Source organism: Desertivirga arenae, assembly GCF_017355785.1.
In the GTDB taxonomy this organism is placed as follows: Bacteria; Bacteroidota; Bacteroidia; order Sphingobacteriales; family Sphingobacteriaceae; genus Desertivirga; species Desertivirga arenae.
The window spans coordinates 81,961-106,220 of sequence record NZ_JAFEWE010000015.1; the positions used below are offsets into that span (position 1 = coordinate 81,961).

General features: G+C 39.8%; 21 protein-coding genes. 10 read left to right on the plus strand and 11 right to left on the minus strand.

The features are described 5' to 3' along the window. Positions 1 to 90: 90 nt before the first annotated feature. Complete coding sequence (locus J4N24_RS21495; RefSeq protein WP_207535811.1) at positions 91 to 462, plus strand: BlaI/MecI/CopY family transcriptional regulator; 372 nt, start codon at positions 91 to 93, stop codon at positions 460 to 462. 2 nt (positions 463 to 464) lie between these two features. Next, positions 465 to 2,024: a TonB family protein gene (locus J4N24_RS21500; protein ID WP_207535812.1), complete on the plus strand. Its 1,560-nt coding sequence runs from the start codon at positions 465 to 467 to the stop codon at positions 2,022 to 2,024. Positions 2,025 to 2,106: 82 nt separating this feature from the next. On the opposite strand, the gene J4N24_RS21505 is transcribed toward J4N24_RS21500, so the two are convergent. From J4N24_RS21505 to J4N24_RS21525, 5 genes are all read right to left on the minus strand, one after another. Beyond that, the gene (locus tag J4N24_RS21505; RefSeq protein ID WP_242691765.1) at positions 2,107 to 2,877 is read right to left on the minus strand and encodes a succinate dehydrogenase/fumarate reductase iron-sulfur subunit; all 771 of its coding nucleotides are present in this window, start codon (positions 2,875 to 2,877) and stop codon (positions 2,107 to 2,109) included. Positions 2,878 to 2,944: 67 nt separating this feature from the next. Then, a complete protein-coding gene (locus J4N24_RS21510) occupies positions 2,945 to 4,879 on the minus strand; it encodes a fumarate reductase/succinate dehydrogenase flavoprotein subunit (protein ID WP_207535814.1) in 1,935 nt (644 codons plus the stop codon). 36 nt (positions 4,880 to 4,915) lie between these two features. Beyond that, entirely contained in the window at positions 4,916 to 5,701 is a 786-nt protein-coding gene (locus J4N24_RS21515; protein WP_207535815.1) for a succinate dehydrogenase cytochrome b subunit, read from the minus strand. A gap of 204 nt (positions 5,702 to 5,905) precedes the next feature. Beyond that, positions 5,906 to 6,568, minus strand: a complete 663-nt coding sequence (gene pdeM, locus J4N24_RS21520) for a ligase-associated DNA damage response endonuclease PdeM (protein ID WP_207535816.1) — start codon at positions 6,566 to 6,568, stop codon at positions 5,906 to 5,908. A gap of 68 nt (positions 6,569 to 6,636) precedes the next feature. Then, on the minus strand, positions 6,637 to 8,175 hold the full coding sequence (locus tag J4N24_RS21525) for a Do family serine endopeptidase (RefSeq protein ID WP_207535817.1): 1,539 nt from the start codon (positions 8,173 to 8,175) through the stop codon (positions 6,637 to 6,639). Between the two features lie 227 nt (positions 8,176 to 8,402). On the opposite strand from J4N24_RS21525, the gene dapF reads away from it, so the two are divergent. Together dapF and aspS are read left to right on the plus strand one after the other, a co-directional pair. Beyond that, positions 8,403 to 9,188: a diaminopimelate epimerase gene (dapF, locus tag J4N24_RS21530; RefSeq protein ID WP_207535818.1), complete on the plus strand. Its 786-nt coding sequence runs from the start codon at positions 8,403 to 8,405 to the stop codon at positions 9,186 to 9,188. Between the two features lie 150 nt (positions 9,189 to 9,338). Further along, positions 9,339 to 11,084, plus strand: coding sequence for an aspartate--tRNA ligase (aspS, locus tag J4N24_RS21535; RefSeq protein WP_207535819.1), 1,746 nt, complete (start codon positions 9,339 to 9,341; stop codon positions 11,082 to 11,084). A 75-nt stretch (positions 11,085 to 11,159) separates the two neighbouring features. On the opposite strand, the gene J4N24_RS21540 is transcribed toward aspS, so the two are convergent. The 3 genes from J4N24_RS21540 to J4N24_RS21550 form a co-directional block, all read right to left on the minus strand. Further along, on the minus strand, positions 11,160 to 11,342 hold the full coding sequence (locus J4N24_RS21540) for a hypothetical protein (protein ID WP_207535820.1): 183 nt from the start codon (positions 11,340 to 11,342) through the stop codon (positions 11,160 to 11,162). Positions 11,343 to 11,484: 142 nt separating this feature from the next. Beyond that, a complete protein-coding gene (locus J4N24_RS21545) occupies positions 11,485 to 12,498 on the minus strand; it encodes a LacI family DNA-binding transcriptional regulator (protein WP_207535821.1) in 1,014 nt (337 codons plus the stop codon). A 180-nt stretch (positions 12,499 to 12,678) separates the two neighbouring features. Continuing rightward, positions 12,679 to 13,467, minus strand: a complete 789-nt coding sequence (locus J4N24_RS21550) for a gluconate 5-dehydrogenase (RefSeq protein WP_207535822.1) — start codon at positions 13,465 to 13,467, stop codon at positions 12,679 to 12,681. A 173-nt stretch (positions 13,468 to 13,640) separates the two neighbouring features. Here J4N24_RS21550 and J4N24_RS21555 point away from each other — a divergent pair, with 173 nt between their 5' ends. Continuing rightward, on the plus strand, positions 13,641 to 14,411 hold the full coding sequence (locus tag J4N24_RS21555; RefSeq protein WP_207535823.1) for an SDR family oxidoreductase: 771 nt from the start codon (positions 13,641 to 13,643) through the stop codon (positions 14,409 to 14,411). A 29-nt stretch (positions 14,412 to 14,440) separates the two neighbouring features. Continuing rightward, the gene (gene kduI / locus J4N24_RS21560) at positions 14,441 to 15,274 is read left to right on the plus strand and encodes a 5-dehydro-4-deoxy-D-glucuronate isomerase (RefSeq protein WP_207535824.1); all 834 of its coding nucleotides are present in this window, start codon (positions 14,441 to 14,443) and stop codon (positions 15,272 to 15,274) included. A gap of 146 nt (positions 15,275 to 15,420) precedes the next feature. Here kduI and J4N24_RS21565 read toward each other — a convergent pair whose 3' ends face one another. From J4N24_RS21565 to J4N24_RS21575, 3 genes are all read right to left on the minus strand, one after another. Beyond that, positions 15,421 to 18,723 (minus strand): vitamin B12-dependent ribonucleotide reductase, encoded by a 3,303-nt coding sequence (locus J4N24_RS21565; protein ID WP_207535825.1) that lies wholly within the window; start codon positions 18,721 to 18,723, stop codon positions 15,421 to 15,423. Positions 18,724 to 19,240: 517 nt separating this feature from the next. Further along, positions 19,241 to 20,671: a pyruvate kinase gene (gene pyk, locus J4N24_RS21570; protein ID WP_207535826.1), complete on the minus strand. Its 1,431-nt coding sequence runs from the start codon at positions 20,669 to 20,671 to the stop codon at positions 19,241 to 19,243. Positions 20,672 to 20,731: 60 nt separating this feature from the next. Then, the gene (locus tag J4N24_RS21575; protein WP_369806251.1) at positions 20,732 to 21,268 is read right to left on the minus strand and encodes an IPExxxVDY family protein; all 537 of its coding nucleotides are present in this window, start codon (positions 21,266 to 21,268) and stop codon (positions 20,732 to 20,734) included. A 32-nt stretch (positions 21,269 to 21,300) separates the two neighbouring features. Here J4N24_RS21575 and J4N24_RS21580 point away from each other — a divergent pair, with 32 nt between their 5' ends. The 4 genes from J4N24_RS21580 (at position 21,301) to J4N24_RS21595 (ending at position 23,960) form a co-directional block, all read left to right on the plus strand. Next, positions 21,301 to 21,537: an acyl carrier protein gene (locus tag J4N24_RS21580; RefSeq protein WP_008508386.1), complete on the plus strand. Its 237-nt coding sequence runs from the start codon at positions 21,301 to 21,303 to the stop codon at positions 21,535 to 21,537. Between the two features lie 20 nt (positions 21,538 to 21,557). Next, positions 21,558 to 22,814 (plus strand): beta-ketoacyl-ACP synthase II, encoded by a 1,257-nt coding sequence (gene fabF / locus J4N24_RS21585; RefSeq protein WP_207535827.1) that lies wholly within the window; start codon positions 21,558 to 21,560, stop codon positions 22,812 to 22,814. Between the two features lie 90 nt (positions 22,815 to 22,904). Beyond that, entirely contained in the window at positions 22,905 to 23,633 is a 729-nt protein-coding gene (gene rnc, locus J4N24_RS21590; RefSeq protein WP_207535828.1) for a ribonuclease III, read from the plus strand. Between the two features lie 81 nt (positions 23,634 to 23,714). Beyond that, complete coding sequence (locus J4N24_RS21595; protein WP_207535829.1) at positions 23,715 to 23,960, plus strand: hypothetical protein; 246 nt, start codon at positions 23,715 to 23,717, stop codon at positions 23,958 to 23,960. Positions 23,961 to 24,260 lie beyond the last annotated feature (300 nt).

Consider the following 24,260-nt stretch of genomic DNA (forward strand, 5'->3'; position numbering starts at 1 on the left):
GAGGGGGAAAAGAGATTTATTTTAAACTAACTAAAACTTTAGTTTTAAAACTAATGTTTTAGTTATGTATTTGAATTGATATTTATACTAATGGAAATTAAAGAGTTAACTAAAGCTGAAGAACAGGTAATGCAAGTTTTATGGACTTTGGAAAAAGCATTTGTGAAAGAGATCATAGACGAGATCCCAGAGCCTAAGCCTGCGTATAATACTATCTCTACCATAATTCGAATCCTGGAAACGAAAGGATTTGTTGACCATGAAGCATTTGGTAAAAGCCACAGATACTTCCCTCTAATCGGAAGAGAAGAATACAAAAGCTATGCGACCGAGAAGCTTTTAAGCTCCTATTTCGGCAACTCTGTGGAGAACATGTTTTCCTTTTTCGTTAAGAAAGAGAAAATTGACCTCAAAGAAGCTGATGAAATAATGAAACTAATCGAGAAACTTAAAAATAAATGACCATGACTTTCCTAAATTTCCTTATCCAGGTTAATATCTACCTGACGCTATTTTATCTGTTTTATGTACTGCTTTTGAAGAACGAAACATTTTTCACATTAAACAGGCTTTACTTAATTACAACAGCATTTCTATCATTGATGATTCCCTCATTGCAGCTGGAATGGGTTCAAGATCTACTTCCAACGCAGAAAGCTGGTGAGATGGCGTATAGCATTACTCTCAAAGCAGTTCCTATAGTATACAATGACCACTCTAGTCGAAACGACTTAGCCCTTATTGATTATTTAAAATACTTCTACCTATCTGGAGTAACCATCTTTAGTGCTCGTTTTATAATTAATTTAGCTAGCACTATCTATCGTAAGTCAGAAGCTAACCAGGCCTATTCATTCTTCGGGAAAATAAGAGTATCCCAGGCGTTTGAAAATCGTGATGTTATTATGAAGCATGAGCTAGTTCACGCAAGGCAATTTCATTCAGCTGACGTCATATTCTTGGAACTATTAGCTATTGCCAATTGGTTTAACCCAGTGCTATATCAGTATAAGAACGCGATTAAACTAATTCATGAATTCATAGCTGATCAACTCACTACCGAAACAGAGGACAAAGCAAAATACGCAAGCTTACTTTTAAGTCAAGCCTTAAATTCTTCGCATAATTTAAGTAATAGTTTTTTCAATAGATCACTCTTAAAACAAAGAATACTTATGTTACACAAACCCAAATCAAGCAAGACAGCCATTTTGAAATATGGCTTCTCCCTTCCTCTTTTTGCAGGAATGCTAATTTTTTCCTCTGCAGCTTTAAAAGCAGGAACAACAAGTCGGTTGGAAAAGACCTTAGAAAAGTTAGAGGGGCCTTCCCTAATCAAAGTAGAAACAACACCAGAGGAAACATTGACGCTTGCCAGGCAATTCACAACAGAGACAATACGTCCAGGAAGAACAACACAGGAAACTCCAAAACCCCTTGTTGAAACAACGACTTCCGATCTAAGTGACCTCGAAGAAGCATCTCTAGCAGACTCAATATTTGATATAAGAACATTGGATGCGCTACCTGAATATCCGGGAGGGCTTGATAAGTTCTATTCCTATATAGGACAGACTTACAAGTATCCGCAAGCTGCTAAGGAAAAAGGAATCCAAGGCCGTCTTATACTTAATTTTGTAATAGGAACTGATGGTTCATTAAATGATATAAAAGTACTTAGGGATCTTGGCTACGGCACAGGAGAAGAGGCTGTAAGGGTGTTGCAATCTTCTCCAAAATGGAATGCTGGAATAAAAGCAGGGAAGCCCGTTAGAGTAAGTTATACCATTCCTATTGTAGTAAACTCTGGCAACTCCCCCCTTAAAGAAATTAATATTACTCCCTCTGATGGGTCGAAAAACGTTTATATAGTAAACGGAAAAAAAATATCTCAAGAAGAATCCAGGAAACTAGATATGAAAACGATAGAATCAATAAACGTAATTAAAGATGATAAGGAGAAATTTAAAGAATACGGAGCACCCGAGGATGCAACTGCTGTAATTATTATAAAACTTAAATAAATCTAAACCTTATGAAACACAAGAGCCCGGAAACATTGCTGTTTCCGGGCTCTTTTTTTCCTCCTTGCCTCGTAATGCAAAGCTAATCAATTTCTTCCTCTTTAAAAAACTTAGCGTTGAAATAATCTCTGCGCATTCTATTGATATTTGTAAGAGAAATCTCTTTTGGACATTCGATTTCGCAGGCTCCTGTATTGGTACAGCTTCCGAAGCCTTCCGCATCCATCTGAGCAACCATCGCTTGTACCCGACGATAACGTTCAGGTTGACCTTGTGGCAATAATGCCAACTGAGAGATCTTCGCTGAAACGAATAAAGATGCAGAAGCATTTTTACAAGCAGCTACACAAGCACCGCACTGAATACAAGTGGCTGAGTTGAAAGCCTCATCCGCAATTGTTTTAGGAATTGGAATTTCGTTGGCATCCGGAATACCGCCAGTATTTACTGATACATATCCTCCGGCCTGCTGAATTCTATCAAAGGCAGAACGATCTACAGCTAAATCCTTAATTACAGGGAATGCAGTTGCTCTCCATGGCTCGATCGTAATAGTCTCACCATCCTTAAAGCTACGCATGTGTAACTGACATGTTGTAATTGCCCTTTTCGGCCCGTGAGGTCTGCCATTGATATACAATGAACACATTCCGCAAATACCTTCCCGGCAGTCATGATCAAAATGAATTGGATCCTCGCCTTTTTTCGTTAATCCCTCATTCACTACATCCAACATCTCCAGGAAAGACATGTCCTGAGATATACTATCAGCTTTGTAAGTAACAAATCCCCCCTTGTCGTTGGCATTTTTTTGTCTCCAAACTTTCAGGGTTAAATTCATGTTTCCGCTCATCTTATTTTGAGTTTGGAAGTCTGAGGTCTGAGGTTTTTAATACCTCAAGCCTCAGGCCTCAATCTTTTTACTTATAACTACGTTGTGTTAATTTTACGTTCTCGTACACTAAGTGTTCCTTGTGAAGTTCCTGAGGTACATTGTCTCCTTTGTATTCCCAGGCTGCCACATATGCGAATTCGTCATCATTACGTTTAGCTTCTCCCTCTTCAGTCTGGCTTTCTTCACGGAAGTGACCACCACAAGACTCTGCGCGGTTCAAAGCATCACGAACCATCAGTTCACCAAGTTCAATAAAGTCTATAACGCGGTGTGCCTTTTCAAGTGACATATTGAACTCTTCATTCACACCAAGAACCTTAGCATTTTTCCAGAAATCAGCCTTTAACTCCTGTATCAAACCGATCGCTTTAGTTAAGCCAGCTTCATTACGGGCCATTCCACAGTATTCCCACATAATGTTTCCAAGCTCACGATGGTACTCATCAACAGTCTTAGTTCCATTAAGAGCAAGAAGCTTATTAACCGTCTCCTCTACACCTTTTTTAGCTTCCGCAAAAGCAGGATGTTTATCATCAACTGGTTTTGGACCAATGGTAGCAAGATAATCGCCCAAAGTGTAAGGGATTACAAAGTAGCCGTCAGCAAGTCCCTGCATTAAAGCAGAAGCTCCTAAACGGTTAGCCCCGTGATCTGAGAAGTTACATTCTCCCAAAGCATATAATCCAGGTACGGTAGTTTGCAGGTTATAATCTACCCAAAGGCCACCCATTGTATAGTGAACAGCAGGATAGATACGCATTGGCATTTCATACGGATTCTCGTCGGTGATCTGATAGTACATATCAAACAAGTTACCATACTTAGCTTCTACAGCGTGTTTACCCAAACGTTTAATTGCATCAGCAAAGTCAAGATAAACTGCTTTACCAGACGAACCCACACCCCGACCATCATCAAATGCTTCTTTAGCATTACGTGAAGCAACGTCACGAGGTACAAGGTTACCGAAGGAAGGGTACTTACGTTCTAAGAAGTAATCTCTGTCTTCTTCTTTAATGTCTGCAGCTTTTAATTGTCCTTTACGAACCTTCTCGGCCATTTCACGAGTCTTAGGAACCCAAACACGTCCGTCGTTACGTAAGGACTCAGACATCAGCGTTAACTTAGACTGGTGATCACCACTTACAGGGATACAAGTAGGGTGGATCTGAGTATAACAAGGATTTCCGAAGAAGGCTCCTTTTTTATGTGCACGCCAGATGGCAGTAGTGTTACTACCCATCGCATTTGTAGATAAGTAGAATACGTTTCCATATCCACCTGTACAAAGCAATACTGCATGACCTGCGTGAGATTCAATCTCGCCGGTAATTAGGTTACGAGTGATAACACCCTGAGCTTTTCCGTCAACTTTAACAATGTCAAGCATCTCATGGCGGTTGTACATTTTTACTTTACCTTCATTGATCTGACGGTTTAAAGCTGAATAAGCTCCTAAAAGTAATTGTTGTCCGGTTTGGCCTCTAGCATAGAAAGTACGGGATACCTGAGCACCACCGAAAGAACGGTTGTCAAGTAAACCTCCGTATTCCCGTGCGAAAGGAACGCCCTGAGCCACACATTGGTCAATGATATCTACAGACACTTCAGCTAAACGATAAACGTTAGCTTCACGTGCACGGTAGTCACCACCTTTGATGGTATCGTAGAACAAACGGTAAACAGAGTCACCGTCATTACGATAATTCTTAGCAGCGTTTACACCACCCTGAGCAGCAATGGAGTGAGCACGGCGAGGACTATCCTGAAAGCAAAATGCTTTAACGTTATATCCTAATTCTGCTAAAGATGCCGCAGCAGATGCTCCTGCTAAACCTGTTCCAATTACGATTACAGTATATTTACGCTTATTAGCAGGGTTAACTAGCTTTAAGTTAAATTTATGTTTAGACCATTTTTCGGCCAATGGCCCTTCTGGTATTTTCGAATCTAAAATCATTTTAATTTTTTTTACTCCTCTTAACTTACTAACGAATTATTTCAGGAAGAAAAAGTACAATGGCATGGCTGCAAAAATTGCAGGAATAATTATGCTAAATACCCAAAGACCAAGGAAATCAATCAGAGGCTTATACTTGCTGTGATCAAACCCAAGAGTTTGAAAGCCGCTTTGAAAACCATGATACAAGTGAAAGCCCATGGCAATCATGGAAACAACGTAAAGCACAACGTACCACCATTGTTTAAATGATTCGCTCACGATCTTATAAAGATCTTTAGCAACTACTACCTCTGTTCCTTTTTGAGTATCTACATACTGAGAATGAACCAAATGTTTACCATCAAAAGGTAACTCTGTAACCTGTACATCTGTAGCGTCATTCAGGTTCATCTCGTATCTGGCATAAGGCAATTTACCCCAATGATACTGAGCCCAGAAGTTACTCATGTGAACAACGATGAAGATTAATAAAATAGTACCCAGTATACCCATGTTTCTTGAGCTCCAGGTGCTGTTTGCTTCACCTTTTGTTACCGCATATCCAACAGGACGAGCCTTCTTGTTAGCAGTTGTTAAAATTAAAGCGTACACAGCATGCAAAATGATCGATGCGTACAGCAAATAAGAAACGATTTTGATGGGCGTAAAATGCGTCATGAAGAATGAATACTCATTGAACGCCTTTCCACCATCATCTTTAAATAATTGAAGGTTACCTATGAGATGGACTACTAAAAACAAGGATAAAAACAGCCCTGTTAAGCCCATGATCAATTTCTTCCCCAACGTAGACGAGAAAGCTTTACTGAAATTGCTCATTACTTTTCTTGATTGATTTAATTAATTTTTCGGGATACAAAAGTATTTAATTAGGTCGAATATATACACTATGTAACGCGACTGTCAAAAGATTTACATTATTTAGAAACATTCTAAAATTAAAATTCCATATGATCTACATCATAATATTAAAGGAGTTTAAAAGAAGAAAGGAGATATTATAAAGAAAGCATAGAAAAATTACTACAATTCAATCACCTTTTCGTTAACTATACCAAAAACCAAAGAAGAATCTTCAACTTCTACACAAAAATTTCCAGTAAATCTTCCAAAAGCTGGCAAAACAGCTTGTTTAACTCCAAAATAAAAGCAAGAAATAGTCAAATTCTGCCTGGCAGAGCCTACAAGCTTCACACCTGGGTGCAAATGCCCTGACAAAACGTACTTCTCTTCCAAATTCAACTGTCCTGCACTTAGGGGTTCGTGAATAAATGCAAACGTTGAAGTCACAAGACGGTCTGTCACTATAAACCCAGCCTCTTCATAGAACTCAGGATTAAGGATATCATGGTTTCCCTTTACAAGGATCATTTCAATATGAGGGAATAGATCACGCCACAATTGCAACCAGTGCCAGTCGCTGTTCATATCACTATGAAAAAGGTCTCCAAGGAAAATTACTCTATAGGGCTTCCATTCATGGATCAGATCAGACAACTTGCTTAAATCTTCCTGTTCAAGGTTCCGGGGGATAGCGATACCTGCTTTTCTAAAATGTCCCACCTTACCTATATGCAAATCAGAAACAATAAGGGAGTTTTCTTCCTTCCAGAAAAGGGCTTTCTGAGGAAGAAGATAAAGGGTTTGTTCAAGAAATTTCCACTCCAGGCTGCGCGCACTTATCATACAATCGCAAAAATAAAAAAAGCCTTCTGTTTTTCCACAGAAGGCTCTTCCTTAATTATACCTTTTGCTTAATTAGTTAAAGGCACAGTTAGCATTATCTTTCCACCTTCCGGAGTTATACCGTCAAGTCTTAACATATTATTTTTCGAAGCACCTAAAGCAGCATTGATATCATCTACCTTATTAACAGGCTTTCCATTCATGCTGGTAATTATAGTACCGGCAGGAATCTCATAGTCTGATAGTAAACCTCCCGGCTTAATATTCGAAGCTACAAGGCCTGAATTGATTCCAAAACGTTGCTTTTGAGCTCCGGTCACCGGACTGAAACTTGCACCTAATTTATCAACTACAGCTTTTGAAGATAATGAATTAGCTGTCTTAACTGTTTCTTCACCTTTAAGTGTAACGTTCACTGTTTTATCATCACCACTTCTTTCGTAGGTTAGTTGAACCTTATCTCCCGGACGTAATCTTCCAACCCTCTCTTGAAGATCAGCAGACGACATGATATTTGATCCATCAACTTTAGTAATGATATCACCCTCTTTGATTCCTGCAGCAGCAGCTCCGCCGTTCGGCACTACGCTATTCACATACAAACCATTGATACGTTTAACCCCAAGCTCTTTAGCCACACTTGCATTTAACTCACGGAAAGTAACCCCCACAAATCCACGTTTAACACTGCCGAATTTGATAAAATCATCCATAATCTTTTTGGCCAGATTAATTGGAATAGCGAAACCGTATCCCTCATAAGTACCAGATTTGGATGCAATGGCAGAGTTAATTCCTACAAGTTCCCCTTGAGCGTTTACTAAAGCACCTCCACTATTTCCTGGATTGATAGCCGCATCAGTTTGAATAAATGACTCAATTGCGGAATTTACTCTTTGTTGAGGCTGCTCATCCTGTTGTGACCAGCTATCACGATCATTCTGTTCACCAAGAATACCTATACTCCTTCCTTTAGCACTTACAATCCCAGCAGTAACTGTAGAATTTAATGTTAACGGATAGCCTACCGCTAAAACCCATTCACCAATTTGCACATTATCCGAATTACCAATTTTAACTACAGGCAAGTTTGATGCTGTTACTTTAACTAATGCCAGGTCGGTATTAGGATCCCGTCCAATAACCTTGCCTTCGAAAGAGCGATTATCCGGAAGAATAACTTCAATTTTGCTGGCGTTTTCAACTACGTGATTATTAGTAACAATGTAGCCATCGTCGCTCACGATAACCCCTGAGCCTGAGGCCATTTGTGGCATACGCTGCATGTTCCGTGGAGATCCAAAGAAATCTCTGAACATATCATCAAACGGATCGCCACCGCCACCGCTTCTACCTCTGTTAGAGGCATTCGTATTTCCATAAGTTGTTTGTATATGAACCACTGCCGGTGTTACCGCTGCGGCAGCTTGTACAAAATCAACTTGTCCGGCTGAGGAAACATTTAAAGGGTTATTAGTAAAATAAACCTTCTGTTTCTCATCGATACTCATTTTTTCGGCGTACTTGGTTTCAACAAGCTTATATCCGCCTATTGCTACTGCACCTCCAATAAATGCAGTTAAAAGTGTTACTCCTATTTTTTTCATACCTTATTTTCCTCGTGTATTTTCTGTTTTCAAATTTAATACCAGTTAAACGGTTTTTGCAATTCCTGCATATTTCAAATCCTGTTAAAAATTGTTAAAACCGTTTATATAGCAGAGTGGGATTATAATTAGAGCGCAATATCTCAATTATATCCACAAATTTCCTTCCACAATTCGTATTCTTGCTTGTGTTTTTCCAAAGCATTTTAGTTCATTTCTTTTAATTTATGAAACTCCATTTTTACAAATATCAGGGTGCAGGGAATGATTTTATCCTTGTTGATAACCGAAATTCTGACATCAATCACAATGATCCAGCTCTCATATCCTCCTTATGTGATAGAAGATTTGGTATAGGTGGTGATGGAATGATGTTTCTGCAGAAGAAAGAGGGCTTTGATTTTGAAATGATCTACTATAACTCAGATGGCCAACCTAGCAGTATGTGCGGAAATGGAGGCCGGTGTATTGTAGCATTTGCGCATGATCTGGGAGTGATTGAGAAAAACACTAACTTTTTGGCAGTAGATGGTCCTCATTATGCCACAATTTCAGCAGAGGAAAACTGGGTAAGTCTTCAAATGATAGATGTAGAAGAAATCAAGATGGATGGAGAAGCATCTGTCTTAAATACAGGATCACCTCACTACGTATTACCGGCTGCAAATCTTAAAGAGAAAGATGTTTTTGAGGAAGGAAGGGCAATTCGTTACAACGATACCTATAAAAAGCAGGGTATCAATATAAACTTTGTTGAAGATCTTGGAGATCATTACTTTGTAAGGACTTATGAACGAGGGGTGGAAGACGAAACCTTCGCTTGTGGTACTGGAGTAACAGCGGTTGCACTGGCCATGGCTAAAAGAAAAAATCAGACAGGAAGTTTAAGTACTCCGATAAAAGTATTAGGAGGCGATCTGAATATTCGTTTTGATCATGACGGAAATCACTTCTCAAATATATTTCTTGAAGGGCCTGCAAAGTTTGTATTTGAGGGAGACATCGAAATTTAATACAAGTCAACAAAAGAAATTTATACCTTAGAAGTACGAAAGGGACTTATTAATAAGCCCCCCAATGAGATTTACAATCCGTACTTATTTTTCAGTTTCAAATAGTATATCCCTCAAAAAATATACTTTTGCACCTCTAACCGTAATTTTATGCATAGGACACATACCTGCGGCGAATTAAATATCAATGATTTAGGCAAAGAAGTTACCCTGGCAGGATGGGTACAAAAGTCGCGCGATTTAGGTGGAATGACTTTCATCGATGTTCGCGACCGTTATGGCATTACACAGCTTTTATTCAATATGGACGAAGATCCTTCGCTATGTGAAGGTGCTCGTAAATTGTCACGTGAGTTTGTTATTAAAGTAAGTGGCAAAGTGGTAGAAAGGACGAATAAAAATCCTAAAATACCTACTGGCGATATTGAAATTAAAGTTTCCGCATTGGAGGTTTTAAATCCCGCTAAATTGCCACCCTTCCTTATTGAAGACGAAACAGATGGTGGAGATGAATTAAGAATGAGATATCGTTATCTTGATCTTCGTCGTAACCCGGTTAGAAATAATCTGATCCTTCGCCATAAAATGGCCCAGGAGATCAGGAAATATTTAGACAATCAAGATTTCTTAGAAGTTGAGACTCCGGTTCTCATTAAGTCTACTCCAGAAGGTGCACGCGACTTTGTTGTTCCAAGTCGCATGAATCCCGGAGAGTTTTACGCCTTACCGCAATCACCACAAACATTCAAGCAATTGCTGATGGTTTCAGGCTTTGACCGTTACTTTCAAATTGTAAAGTGTTTCCGCGATGAGGACTTACGTGCAGACAGACAACCGGAATTTACACAAATAGATTGCGAGATGGCTTTCATTGAACAGGAAGATATTCTTAACCTGTTTGAAGGGATGATACGTCACTTATTCTCTACTGTAAAAGGTATTGATCTAGGGGAGGTTCCTCGCATGGTTTATGCTGATGCAATGAAGTATTACGGTTCTGATAAACCTGATACCCGTTTTGGCATGAGGTTCGTTGAGTTGAACAACCTGGTAAAAGGCGCAGGTTTCCCTGTGTTCGATAATGCCGAGCTCGTCGTTGGTATCAATGCAAAAGGCTGTGCTCCATATACTCGTAAGCAAGTTGACGAGTTAACTGACTTTGTTAAACGACCTCAGATAGGCGCTACTGGGTTAGTATACCTTAGATACAACCAGGATGGATCTTTAAAATCATCAGTTGATAAGTTCTTCAACGAAGATCAATTAAAAGCATGGGCAGCTGTTTTCGAAGCTGAGCCGGGCGATTTAATTCTATTAATGGCAGGTCCTACAGATAAGGTTAGAAAGCAACTGAACGAACTTCGTTTAGAAATGGGAACCCGCCTTGGCTTAAGGGATAAGAATAAATTCGCGCCACTTTGGGTAATAGATTTTCCTCTATTGGAGTGGGATGAAGAACATGCACGTTACCATGCAATGCACCATCCCTTTACTTCACCAAAGCCAGAAGATATTGAGTTATTGGATTCAAAACCGGGAGAAGTTCGCGCAAATGCATATGACCTGGTAATCAATGGAACGGAAATAGGTGGCGGATCAATCCGTATCTTCGAAAAAAGCTTGCAATCACTGATGTTTAAGCACCTGGGATTCAGCCCTGAAGAGGCTCAAAAACAGTTTGGATTCCTTCTTGACGCTTTTGAGTACGGCGCTCCACCTCACGGAGGTATCGCATTTGGTTTTGACCGTCTCGTATCAATCTTTGCTGGTCTGGATTCAATCCGTGACGTAATGGCTTTCCCTAAAAATAATTCGGGTAGAGATGTGATGATAGACTCTCCTGCAACCATCTCGGATGACCAGTTGAAGGAGTTAAATATTAAGACGACGGTATAAGATAAGTTATACCAGTATATAAGCAAAAAGCCTTCTGAAGTTCAGAAGGCTTTTTGCTTTAAGGAAAAAACTAAACTATTTTATAGAGAAAACTACCTGAACTACACTCTTTAACTGAGGCAAATTACATGATGTAACAGCTTGCATCTGCTCAGCCTCCTCATTATTAATTGGATTAAAAGCAAGCAGGGCAACAACTAATAACACGGGAATCAATAAAATGATAAATGGAGATATGTTGTTGATTGAATTTTTCATGTCGTTAAGCTTTAATACTTCAAAGCAACAACATATTATCATGAAGAGAAAAAGCTTTAGACTAACAGTTTAAATTTGTAGATAAACAATTAGCAGAGGAATTCATAGCATAAAAAGGAGTTCGTCGATCCTTCAAGCCAGTTCATCGAACAATTAACTCTGTATCCAGCATCCTCGTCTCAAATTCTGTCACCGGATATTTACTTTCAATCAGCTTTATAAGTAACTCTGTAGCCGCCTGGCCAATTTCAAAAGCCGGCTGGCGAACAGCAGTAAGCGATGGACTAAATAGATCTACTACATTTGAATTGGTAAATCCCGCTATTTTCACCGTGCTTGCATAGTAGGGAGCCAGTTTTCTTAAAGCAAGCAGACATCCGGTACTTAGCTTATCCTGAGCAATAAAGATAGCATCCGGACGCTCTGGTAGAGACAAAAGATCAGATACAGCATGCTCCACCTCATTTTGTAGCACCCCTGCATACTCACAGTACTTTACATAACTATCATCAAATTGCAGTCCATGCTTTTCAAGTGCTGATCTATATCCTTCAAACCTCTCTTTGGTTATCGACAAATGAGCTGCATTAGTAATATGAGCAATCCTCTTCTTACCCAGTCCGATCAAATACTCTGTAGCATCAAAGCCACCTTTAAAATTATTAGCTATTACCTTATGCGTTTTTATTTCCTCTGAAACCCTATCGAAAAAGACTATTGGAAGTCCTTTTCCATAAAGATCCTTCAGCAATGAAACATCAGAGGTTTCAGAAGAAAGGGAGATCAGCAGCCCATCTACAGAACGTGACGCCAGATGTTGCACATTCACAATCTCTCTCTCATACGACTCATTACTCTGAGTAATAATAACATTATATCCGGCACTATAGGCAATAGACTCAATTCCATTAATTGCTTGAGAAAAGAAATTATTAGCGATCTCGCAAACAACAATACCGATAGAATGGCTGCGGCGTTCCTTCAAACTAAGTGCAATAGGATTAGGCTTATAATTTATTTTCGCAGCATAGTCTAAAACTATCTTTTTTGTTTCTTCACTAATCTCATATCCTCCCCTAAGTGCTCGCGAAACAGTCGAAGTCGAAAGTCCCAGTGCCTTGGCAATATCCTTTATAGTTATTGTTTCAAACTTCATTAGCTAGTGTGTACTGTCGAAAGTAATAAAAAAAACACAAGGTACAATACCTCTGTAAATACAATAGCCGGTAGCGGTTTTAATACACTGCCGGCTAATAAATATGAAATTAATGATCGAAGCAATTGTTTTAGGCAATTAAACTGCCTGGTGGTCTAATGCGGAAGTATATTTAGAAGATTACTCATTTGATGCCTTGCCAAGCGTTGCTAAGATTCCCCCGTCTACATATAGAATGTGACCACTAACAAAATCCGAAGCTTTTGCTGCCAGGAAGATAGCTGCTCCTTGTAAATCTTCAGGTTCTCCCCACCTTGCCGCAGGTGTACGACTTATAATGAAATCGTTGAATGGATGACCATCAACACGAATGGGAGCTGTTTGAGTGGTTGCAAAATATCCGGGACCAATTCCATTCACTTGTATGTTGAACTGAGCCCATTCTGTCGCAAGATTCTTCGTAAGCATCTTTAAGCCACCCTTTGCTGCAGCATAGGCACTTACAGTAGCTCTTCCCACCTCGCTCATCATAGAACAGATATTAATAATTTTACCAGCACGTCTCTTCACCATATATTTCCCTACAGTTTTCGACATAATAAATGGACCTGTAAGATCTATTTTTATTACCTGTTCCCAATCTGCAACCTCCATTTCAAGCACTGGTATCCGTTTAATAATTCCAGCATTATTTACCAGAATGTCAATAGGCCCTACTTCCCGCTCAATTTTGCTGACTGCATCAATTGCAGCATTCTCGTCTGTTACATCAAACTGATAACCTAATGCATCAATTCCATTTGACTTATATTCAGCAATAGCATTATCTAACTTCTCCTGAGAGATATCATTTATGATGATCTGGGCACCCGCCTTTGCAAGACCTGTGGCCATAGACATTCCTAACCCGTGGGTTGCTCCGGTAATCAGAGCTCTTTTTCCTGTTAAATCAAATAGAGATACCGACATAGTTTAATATTTTAAATGGTTTATATTGAGCTTTTCTAAACGATACAATGTTAAGCCACAAGCCTTGGGTAAAAAATGATGGGAATCAGTCGAAATAATAAAATATGTTATTTTACTACTTCCTATTCTTAGGCATAAACAGTAATTTGCGCCGCATATTCATCAATAGACCAATGAGTAACCAAGATTTTTTTAGCCTTGAAGGCAAAATAGCGCTTGTGACGGGATGTAATCGTGGGATAGGTAGAGCTATGGCAGAAGCACTTGCAGAGGCAGGAGCAGATATAATAGGGGTTTCGTCTTCCATCGCTTTAAGCGGAAGTGATGTCGAAAAATCTATCAATGAAATTGGCAGAAAGTTTAAAGCATATCAATGTGATTTCGGTGATAAGGATTCGGTAACTAATTTCCTAAAAAAAGTATTAGCAGAAAATCAACAGATTGATATTCTTGTGAACAACGCCGGTACAATTTTACGGCAGCCTGCAGCAGAACACTCTGATGAGTTCTGGTATAAGGTGATAGACATTAACCTGAATAGTCAATTTGTTATTACGAGAGAAATTGGAGCCAGAATGTTGGAACAAGGTTCTGGAAAAATTATTTTTACAGCCTCTCTTCTTACGTTTCAAGGTGGTGTTAACGTACCAGGATATGCAGCAAGTAAAGGAGCAATCGGAAGTTTAGTTAAAGCATTTTCAAACGAGTGGGCATCTAAAGGCATAAACGTTAATGCAATTGCTCCAGGCTATATATCAACTGATAATACAGAAGCACTAAGAAATGATCCGGTTAGAAGCAAGTCCATATTAGACCGGATCCCTGCGGGAAGATGGGGTGAGCCGGAAGACTTTAAAGGACCAGTGGTGTTCCTTGCATCTAAAGCTGCGGATTACGTAAATGGCACCATACTTACAGTTGATGGTGGCTGGATGGGAAGATAATAAACTAGTATAAAAATACAAACATGATAATGAATCAACGTTATGCACAGGGCCCAAAAGAAGTAGCTGCTTTAAGTACAGCTGAACTTAGGGAAAACTTCCTTGTTGAAGACCTGATGCAAGCAGACCAGTTCAATTTCACTTACTCACACTATGACAGAGCAATCGTAGGTAGTGTTTCACCGGTAAGTCAAACACTTGAACTTCCAAACGATTACGAAAACCTTCGCTCTGACTATTTTTTGGAAAGACGCGAAATGGGGATGATCAACGTTGGCGGAGATGCAGAAGTAACTGTAGATGGAACAACTTATTCTGTATCTAAACTAGATGCAGTTTATGCTGGAAAAGGAGTTAAGTCGGTGACATTCAAAAGTGTTTCTGCAGAAAACCCTGCTAAGATCTTTATTTACTCTGTTCCTGCTCATCACTCATATCCTACCCGTCTGATGAAAAAGGAAGAAGCGTCGCCCTTAGACATTGGAAGCAAAGAAACGGCGAATGAGCGTACAGTTTATAAGTATATCCACCTGGAGGGAATTCAAAGCTGCCAAATGGTAATGGGACTTACAGTTCTTAAACCAGGTAGCGTTTGGAACACTATGCCTTCTCACGTTCACGATCGTCGTATGGAATCTTATTTCTACTTTGACGTTCCACAAGGACAAATTGTATTGCATTTGATGGGACAACCTCAAGAAACCCGACACCTTGTAGTTCAGAATCACCAGGCCATCATATCTCCACCTTGGTCTATTCACTCTGGATCAGGAACTACTGCTTACGGCTTCATTTGGGCTATGGCAGGCGAGAACCTGGTATATACAGACATGGACACTTTCCCTGTAAATGAATTAAGATAAGTTCTAGAAATCTAATAAAAAGAAAGCCTTTCTGTAAACCGGGGAGGCTTTCTTTTTGCGCCATATTTTCCTGGAACTTACAAGAAGTATACAAAAAAAGGCCCAGTTGTGAAAACTGAGCCTTTGAACTTTATTCCTAGCTTACTCTAAGAACAACCGCCTTGAGTACCGCAATTCAAACATTTGTAGCAAGTTCCTGAACGAACCATGATATGACCACAGTTAGTACAAGCAGGAGCATCACTTTGACCTCCACCTGAAATATCAAGAACAGGTTTCAATACTTTATCTGATACCGTCTTTGTTACTTCTATAGCTTGTGGAGCCTGAGGATCATGATTAACGTCTTCATCTGCCATTTGAGGGTTTCCTAAGATGGCCTTTTGTTCTGTAATCACGTGAACCAGGTCTGTACGATTTAGGTACTCATAACCAAGGATACGGAAGATATAATCAATTATCGAAGTAGAGCTCTTGATGTTATCATGTCCACTAACCATACCAGATGGCTCGAAACGAGTGAAGGTGAACTTGTCAACAAACTCCTCTAATGGCACACCATACTGAAGGCCTACAGAGATAGCGATAGCAAAACAGTTCATTAACGAACGGAAGGTTGCACCCTCTTTATGCATATCTACAAAGATCTCACCTAAGGTTCCGTCTTCGTATTCCCCAGTTCTAACGTATACAGTTTGACCACCTACTGATGCTTTCTGAGTGAATCCACGTCGTTTTGAAGGCATGCTCTTCTTCTCCACCACAGATGAAAGCTGACGTTTGAACGTCGTGTCGGTCGACTTCTCAAGGATTGCGCGAGCGGCTTCTAATACTTGCTCAGGTGTAAGATCACTTAGTCTCACATTAGCTGCTTCTCCAAGTACTTCTTCTACGCTGTCAAGTTTATCTTCTTTAGTATCCGACTTGGTGGATAACGGTTGAGACAGTTTGCAACCGTCACGATAAAGAGCGTTTGCCTTTAATGCCAATTTCCAGGATAACTCATAGCAATCCTTAATCTCTTCCACCGTTGCTTCATTTGGAAGGTTGATGGTTTTAGAAATTGCACCAGAAAGGAAAGGCTGGGCAGCAGCCATCATTTTAATGTGGCCGTGAGCGTGGATATACCGAACTCCTTTTGCACCGCACTTGTTAGCACAATCAAAAATCGGATAGTGCTCTTCCTTCAGGTACGGAGCACCCTCAATAGTCATTGTACCGCAAATGTATTCGTTAGCCTCATTTATTTGCTGACGGCTAAATCCTATGGAGCGAAGAAGGTTAAAATCAGGTGCATTATATTGTTCTGATTTAAAGCCCAGGCGTTTCAAACAATCTTCACCTAGAGTCCACTGGTTAAATACGAAACCGATCTCAAATGCTGCAAGTAAAGATTTGTCGATCTTCTCTAATTCATCCTGAGTAAATCCTTTAGCCGCAAGAGAGTCAAAATTGATATGAGGAGCACCTTTTAAAGTTGCATGTCCTTTTGCGTAATTTACAATAGCTTCAATCTCATGCTCTTTATATCCCTGATTCTTCAAGGCAGCAGGAACACCCTGATTAATGATCTTGAAGTAACCACCACCTGATAGCTTCTTGAATTTAACCAAAGCAAAATCTGGTTCAATGCCTGTTGTATCGCAGTCCATTACGAGACCGATTGTTCCGGTAGGAGCAATAACTGTTGTTTGTGCGTTACGGTAACCATATTTTTCTCCTAATTCTAAAGCCTTATCCCATGCATTACATGCAGCCGATAATAAGTAATCAGGACAATGTTTTTGATCAATTCCCGGAGGCGCAATTTCCAGGCCTTCATAAGCATCCGTAGCATTATAAGCTGCATAGCGATGGTTACGCATCACGCGAAGCATATGTTGTTTATTGTCCTCGTAGCGTCTGAAAGTACCCAGCTCTCTAGCCATTTCAGCGGAAGTAGCATAAGCTGTACCTGTCATGATTGCCGTGATAGCTCCACCTATTGCCCGAGCCTTGTCACTATCATAAGGGATACCTGCAACCATTAGCATAGAACCTAAGTTAGCATATCCTAAACCTAAAGTTCTGTAATCGTATGATAGTTGAGCAACCTCTTTAGAAGGGAACTGAGCCATAAGAACCGAAATCTCAAGAACCATAGTCCAAACGCGGCAAGCATGCTCGAAACCTTTCACATCGAAAGTTAATGTATCAGGATTGAAGAAGTGTGCAAGGTTAATGGAGGCCAGGTTACACGCTGTATTGTCCAGGAACATGTACTCAGAACATGGGTTAGATGCATTGATGCGACCGCCCTCTGGACAAGTATGCCATTCATTGATCGTAGTATCGTATTGCACACCCGGATCAGCGCAGGCCCATGCAGCAAAGGCAATATCCTGCCATAATTTCTCTGCAGAGATCGACTTCATTGTTTTTCCGGTAGTACGCGCTACCAAATCCCAGCTCGCTCCGGTTTCTAAAGCTCTGAAGAAAGCATTTGGAATACGAACGGAATTATTTGAGTTCTGGCCAGCAACAGTGCGGTATGCTTCACCTTCGTAGTCTGAAGAATAACCTGCTGCTATTAAAGCAGCAACCTTACGTTCCTCTTCTACCTTCCAGTTAACAAAGCCTTCTATCTCAGGATGATCAAGGTCTAAACAAACCATTTTGGCTGCACGACGAGTGGTACCTCCTGACTTGATAGCACCAGCTGCACGGTCACCTATTTTCAGGAATGACATTAAACCAGAAGAATAACCGCCTCCTGATAATTTTTCATTTTCTCCACGAATGGCGGAGAAGTTAGTACCTACACCCGAACCGTATTTAAAGATACGAGCCTCACGAACCCAAAGGTCCATAATGCCACCTTCGTTAACTAGATCATCTTCTACTGAAAGAATGAAACAGGCATGAGGTTGAGGACGCTCGTAAGCTGAAGTAGATTTTTTTAGTTCTTCAGTTTCCGGATCTACGTAATAGTGTCCCTGTGGTTTACCTGTGATTCCATAAGATGAATGCAAACCAGTATTAAACCACTGAGGCGAATTTGGAGCAGCAAGCTGACCGACAATTGTGTATACTAGCTCATCGTAAAATATATCAGCATCAGCTTTTGATGCAAAGTATCCATAACGTACACCCCACTGTCTCCAGCAATCAGCCATACGGTGAGCTACCTGTTTTATGCTTTTTTCCGATGAGGTAGTTCCATCTGGCTGTGGAACTCCCGCCTTACGAAAATATTTCTGAGCTAGAATATCTGTAGCTACCTGACTCCAAGAAGCAGGAACTTCTACGTCGTTCATCTCAAATACTGCATCCCCGGCTGGGTTTCTGATGACAGAAGATCTTTTCTCATATGTGAATAAATCATAAACACTCAGTCCTTCTTTCGTGAAGTAACGCGGAATGCTCAAACCGCCACCTTTTCCTGTTTTTGCTGCAGTATTTTTGCCCATGTCCTATAAAAATTAATGTTTCTAATGCGTTTCTATGTATAAAAAAACTAAAGGGGTTTTTTACCAAATTTACTCTCCATAATCAGATACCACAATTTCGGTTTTCCACACCCTTTAACTCAAAACGCTTGTAGAAGTTATCCACATTTCTTAATACGCTTAAAAACAGCTTTTTACAATGTGGAAAACTTCAAAAAACATCAAGAAGTTATGTCCTTTTTATGTCATAACTGCCTGATAATTATTACACTATTTCTACTCTATCCTGTTGGAAAAGCCGCAGCTATTTTGTAGGTAAAGTGTGAATGATATTTACGATAGTTTTGGCTGAACTTATCGGGATAACATTACAATAACTTTATCTTCCTTCAGCTTTCGTTAAAGGTTTTACAAGGAAAGCAAAAGGCCCATTGGAATAGACCGGAATTCCTGCAATTAAAAGAAGTAGTAGGAAAAGAAAAAGCCCCGTTGATCAACAGGGCTTTTCCTAAAAAAATGAGGTTACTATTAGCAGCTCTTAATCCACTATTGTAACGCGTATCATGTTTGTTTTACCTTTCTTCTCAATAGGCATTGCTGCTGTATTGATTACGATCTCACCTGGCATGATGAGGCGCTCATCGCGAAGAATACGGTTTACATCACTTATTGACTGGTCTGTACTTTCTGCTTTATCGTAGAAAAATCCTCTTACCCCCCAAAGCAAACTTAAAGTATTAAGAAGCTTTTTATTATTAGTGAAGATAAAGGTGCTTGCTTTTGGACGGTGACTGGATACTTCAAATGCAGTATAACCGGAAGAAGTCATTGCAACGATACCAACAGCGTTAGTTTTCTCAGATAAATATACAGCTGAGCCACAAACAGCATCAGACATATAGCGTGGAGAACTTTGGTTAAGCTTCTTAGGCGTTTGATATGGATAAGCAGTCTCCTCGATATTGGTGATAATCTTAGCCATTGTTTCAATAACGATAAGTGGGAACTCGCCAACAGATGTTTCTCCACTCAACATTACCGCATCGGCACCATCAAGTACAGAGTTAGCAACATCGTTCACCTCAGCACGGGTTGGACGAGGAGTTGTAATCATACTCTCCAGCATCTGAGTAGCTACGATAACAGGCTTAGATGCCTCGCGACATTTACGTGCAATCATTTTTTGAAGTACTGGAACTTGTTCCATTGGCATCTCAACTCCCAGGTCTCCACGAGCAACCATCACACCATCTGTAGCAGCGATAATTGCATCTATGTTGTCAATAGCTTCAGGCTTTTCGATCTTCGCAATAACTCTTGCTGATTTTCCGCTTCTGTTAATGATTCGTTTTAACTCAACGATATCTTCTGCTGTACGAACAAAGGATAAACCAATCCACTCCACATCATTTTCAAGAACGAACTCCAAATTATTTAAGTCGTCTTCAGTAAGGGATGGGATAGAAATCTTTGTATTTGGAAGGTTAACACCTTTACGCGACGTTAAAACTCCACCATGAACAACTTCACATACCACTGTATCTTTGTTATTACTATCTATAACGCGCATTTGCAGTTTTCCATCGTCCAAAAGGATGATTTCACCAGCTCTTACGTCTTTAGGGAAGTTTTGGTAAGTAATATATATTTGCTTTTCGTCGCCGATCAGCTCGTTGGTTGTAATCTCAATACGGCTTCCGTTTACTAGCTGAATTCCGCCTTCTTTCACTTTTCCAATGCGGATCTTCGGACCTTGAAGGTCAGCTAAAATGCCAACATTAGTTTTGTATTGCCTGTTAATTTCCCGGATAGTGTCGATTACTTTCTGGTGATCTTCCTGACTTCCGTGAGAAAAATTTAACCGGCACACATCTACTCCGGCCTTAATCATGCTCAGCAAGGTTTCCTTTGGAGAAGATGCCGGGCCTAACGTTGCAACAATTTTTGTCCTTTTATGAACTTGTCTCATTTTTTTAACCTTTTAATATATGGTTGACTGGGTGTACAAAATACACTATGAAATTATCGGCTAAAATATCAGATTTTCTTTAGATTTCAACTTTTCAGGATCAACTTCTGCTGCTACTACCACTTCCTGAAGTTTATTTAAGCCGTCGATAATATAATTTAAGTCTTCTTGGTCTATAAAATTTTTAATTAAAATAAAATAATCTACCCTTTTCATTTCAGGAATCAGATAAGATTCTGTGCCTTTATTGGCAAGAAGGTAAAATTCGGTATCGGAATTAGGGATTTGATAAAAATAACGCGAAAAAAAAGAAGAACTGCTGCTTCTTGAGGAAAGACTTAGTTCTTCTATCTTATGGAAATTAGTATTCAACTGTTTATTTATTTTAAAACATAACGTGTAATCTTTCAGTGATGAGGTCACTGCGATTAAAACAAAATCGAGATCCAGTTCGTATTTTAATATAAGCCTGTTCAAAACTCCTTTTTTCGATCCAAACAAAGGTAACAAAGAAAGGGGTTTCCTATTATGACTCAGGTCATTTTTGTGCAAAAACAAAAAGGTTTGATATTTATTAGAATTTATTTTTCTTTGCACTGAATTATTTAACCCATTTAAAAAATAAAACTATGTCTGATATCGCTTCAAGAGTAAAAGCAATTATCGTAGAAAAATTAGGTGTAGATGAAAGTGAAGTAACACCTGAGGCATCTTTCACTAATGATCTTGGCGCAGACTCTCTGGACACCGTAGAGTTAATTATGGAGTTCGAAAAAGAGTTTAATGTTGCTATTCCTGATGACCAGGCTGAAACAATCGGCACAGTAGGCCAAGCAATCGCTTACTTAGAAAAAAACGTAAAATAATCCACGCATCCACAATATAAATGGAGCTTAAAAGAGTTGTAGTAACAGGATTAGGTGCGCTTACTCCACTGGGGAACACCGTTGCAGAGTACTGGAACGGTTTGATTAATGGAGTAAGCGGTGCCGCTCCGATTACAAGATTTGATGCTACAAACTTCAAAACCAAGTTTGCCTGCGAAGTCAAAAACTTCAATCCCGAAAACTTTCTTGACAAAAAAGAAGCACGTAAAGTAGACCCTTTCGTACATTATGCTATCGCCTCAACAGACGAAGCAGTTAAGGATGCAGGTTTTACTGATTTCAGTAAATTTGATACTAACCGAATTGGTGTGATCTGGGGTTCTGGAATTGGTGGGTTAAAAACCTTCTTGGATGAAGTATCAAATTTTGCCAAAGGTGATGGTACTCCTCGTTTTAATCCTTTTTTCATTCCTAAAATGATTCTGGATATTGCCCCAGGTCATATTTCAATTAAGTATGGTTTAAGAGGCCCTAACTTCTCGACCGTATCTGCGTGTGCATCTTCCACAAATGCACTTATAGACTCCTTCAATTATATCAGACTGGGAATGGCTGACGTGATTATTTCAGGAGGATCTGAAGCGATTATCAACGAAGCGGGCATGGGCGGGTTCAACGCAATGCATGCGCTTTCTACCCGGAACGATGATCCTCAAACCGCATCCAGGCCTTTTGATAAAGACCGTGATGGGTTTGTTGCAGGAGAAGGATCCGGAACTATTATTCTCGAAGAACTGGAGCATGCCAAAGCTCGCGGTGCTAAAATCTACGCCGAGATTATCGGAGGTGGAATGAGTGCTGATGCTAATCATATTACAGCACCTCATCCAGAAGGACTGGGTGCAAAGCTGGTAATGACCAACGCTCTAAGAGATGCGAAATTAACTACTTCAGACATAGATTACATCAATGTCCACGGTACTTCAACTCCGCTTGGCGACATTAGCGAATCAAGAGCAATCATTGATCTATTTGGAGAGAATGCTTATAAGCTAAACATCAGCTCTACAAAATCAATGACAGGGCACTTGTTAGGGGCCGCAGGAGCTATTGAATCTATAGCTTCCATACTTGCTGTACAGAACGATATTATTCCTCCAACAATTAACCACTTTACTGACGATCCAGAAATAGATCCAAAGTTAAATCTGACTTTCAATAAAGCTCAGAAGCGTGTGGTAAGGGCTGCTCAGAGCAACACTTTCGGTTTCGGTGGTCATAATGCGTCTGTGATCTTCAGAAAGTATGAGGGTTAGCAGGAACTTTTGCTCAAAGCGAGCATATAGATTGTCGAAAATGGCTATTTTTATGTAACAGTATCTTACGCTTTTATGTAAAATATACGCATGCCATTAAGCAAGATATATAAACTCTACTTTTCTCCGCAAAGAAAATACGTTAAGACATTAAGGAACTTGCTGGGCTTCGTGCCCGGCAACCTTAGTTTATACAGAATGGCGTTCCGCCATCGCTCAGCAGCTGTTATGCTTAAAAACGGCACAAAGAACAGCAACGAAAGACTTGAGTTCCTTGGGGACGCAGTTCTAGGATCCGTCATAGCAGAAGAGCTCTTCAAACGTTATCCATATAAGAGCGAAGGCTTTTTAACAGAGATGCGCTCCAAAATTGTAAGCCGGGCCAATCTTAATCAGTTGTCAAGGAAACTTGGCCTCAACGAATTGATAGAGTACGATAACAAGATTGTAAATTACCCTAACAAACAGGGATCCTTATTAGGAGATGCTTTTGAAGCTCTTATAGGTGCAGTTTATCTCGATAAGGGATATGATTTTACCCACTCCTTCATTTTAAACAGGATAATAAAACCTCATGTTGATATCCACACCCTCGAGAATACGGAAACCAATTTTAAGAGCAAATTAATTGAGTGGTGCCAACGCCATGGAAAAGATATTACGTTTGAGCTAGTAGCTAATAACGAGGGTGATAGTAGCAAACTGTTTACCATCCAGGTGAGTATAGATGGAGAAACGTATGGGTTAGGTAGAGATTACAATAAGAAAAATGCGGAAAAGCTTGCCGCAGAAAAAGCGTGTGAAGCTTTAAGTCTCTAAGATTAATATACTTCTTTAAAAAAACCAAATCATATTGATCTCTCTGATTGTTCTTGCTTAAATAATTAGAACAATAAAGTTATGAGATTAAAATCTGCACTACTATTTGCGTCGGCAGCATTTGCCTTTGCTTCATGTCAACCCAAAAATGCCAATCAGGAAGCCACTGATACAACTACTATTTATGGCAATTCCACAGATACAGGACGTCGGGAAGGCGATACTGTTATTGATAGAGGAATGGGAGATACTGCTGGAGTACAATCTGGAGGAACTAAAACCAATGTAGGACAGGATACCGTTGGAAAGCAACCTCATGATCACTAAGTTAGTCTATCTCTTTTGAACGTCGTTATTCAGGCCCAAAATAGCAGTAAGCGTTTTAATGATATAATAATTTACTTTGGAAAGCTGTTTCATTTGAAGGAATTTTAGATGTAAGTTACCAGCAGAAGATGAAGGTAGCATGAAGACAACCATAAATCTCAGTATTTTGTTTACAAATAAAATCGACAAAGGACTTCGTAGAAATAGCATTATCTGTACATCGTAGCAGTTACAGCTTTTTAACAAACCTGCATAAAAAATAAAAAGCCGGAAGATCCGGCTTTTATTTATAAGAGAGTT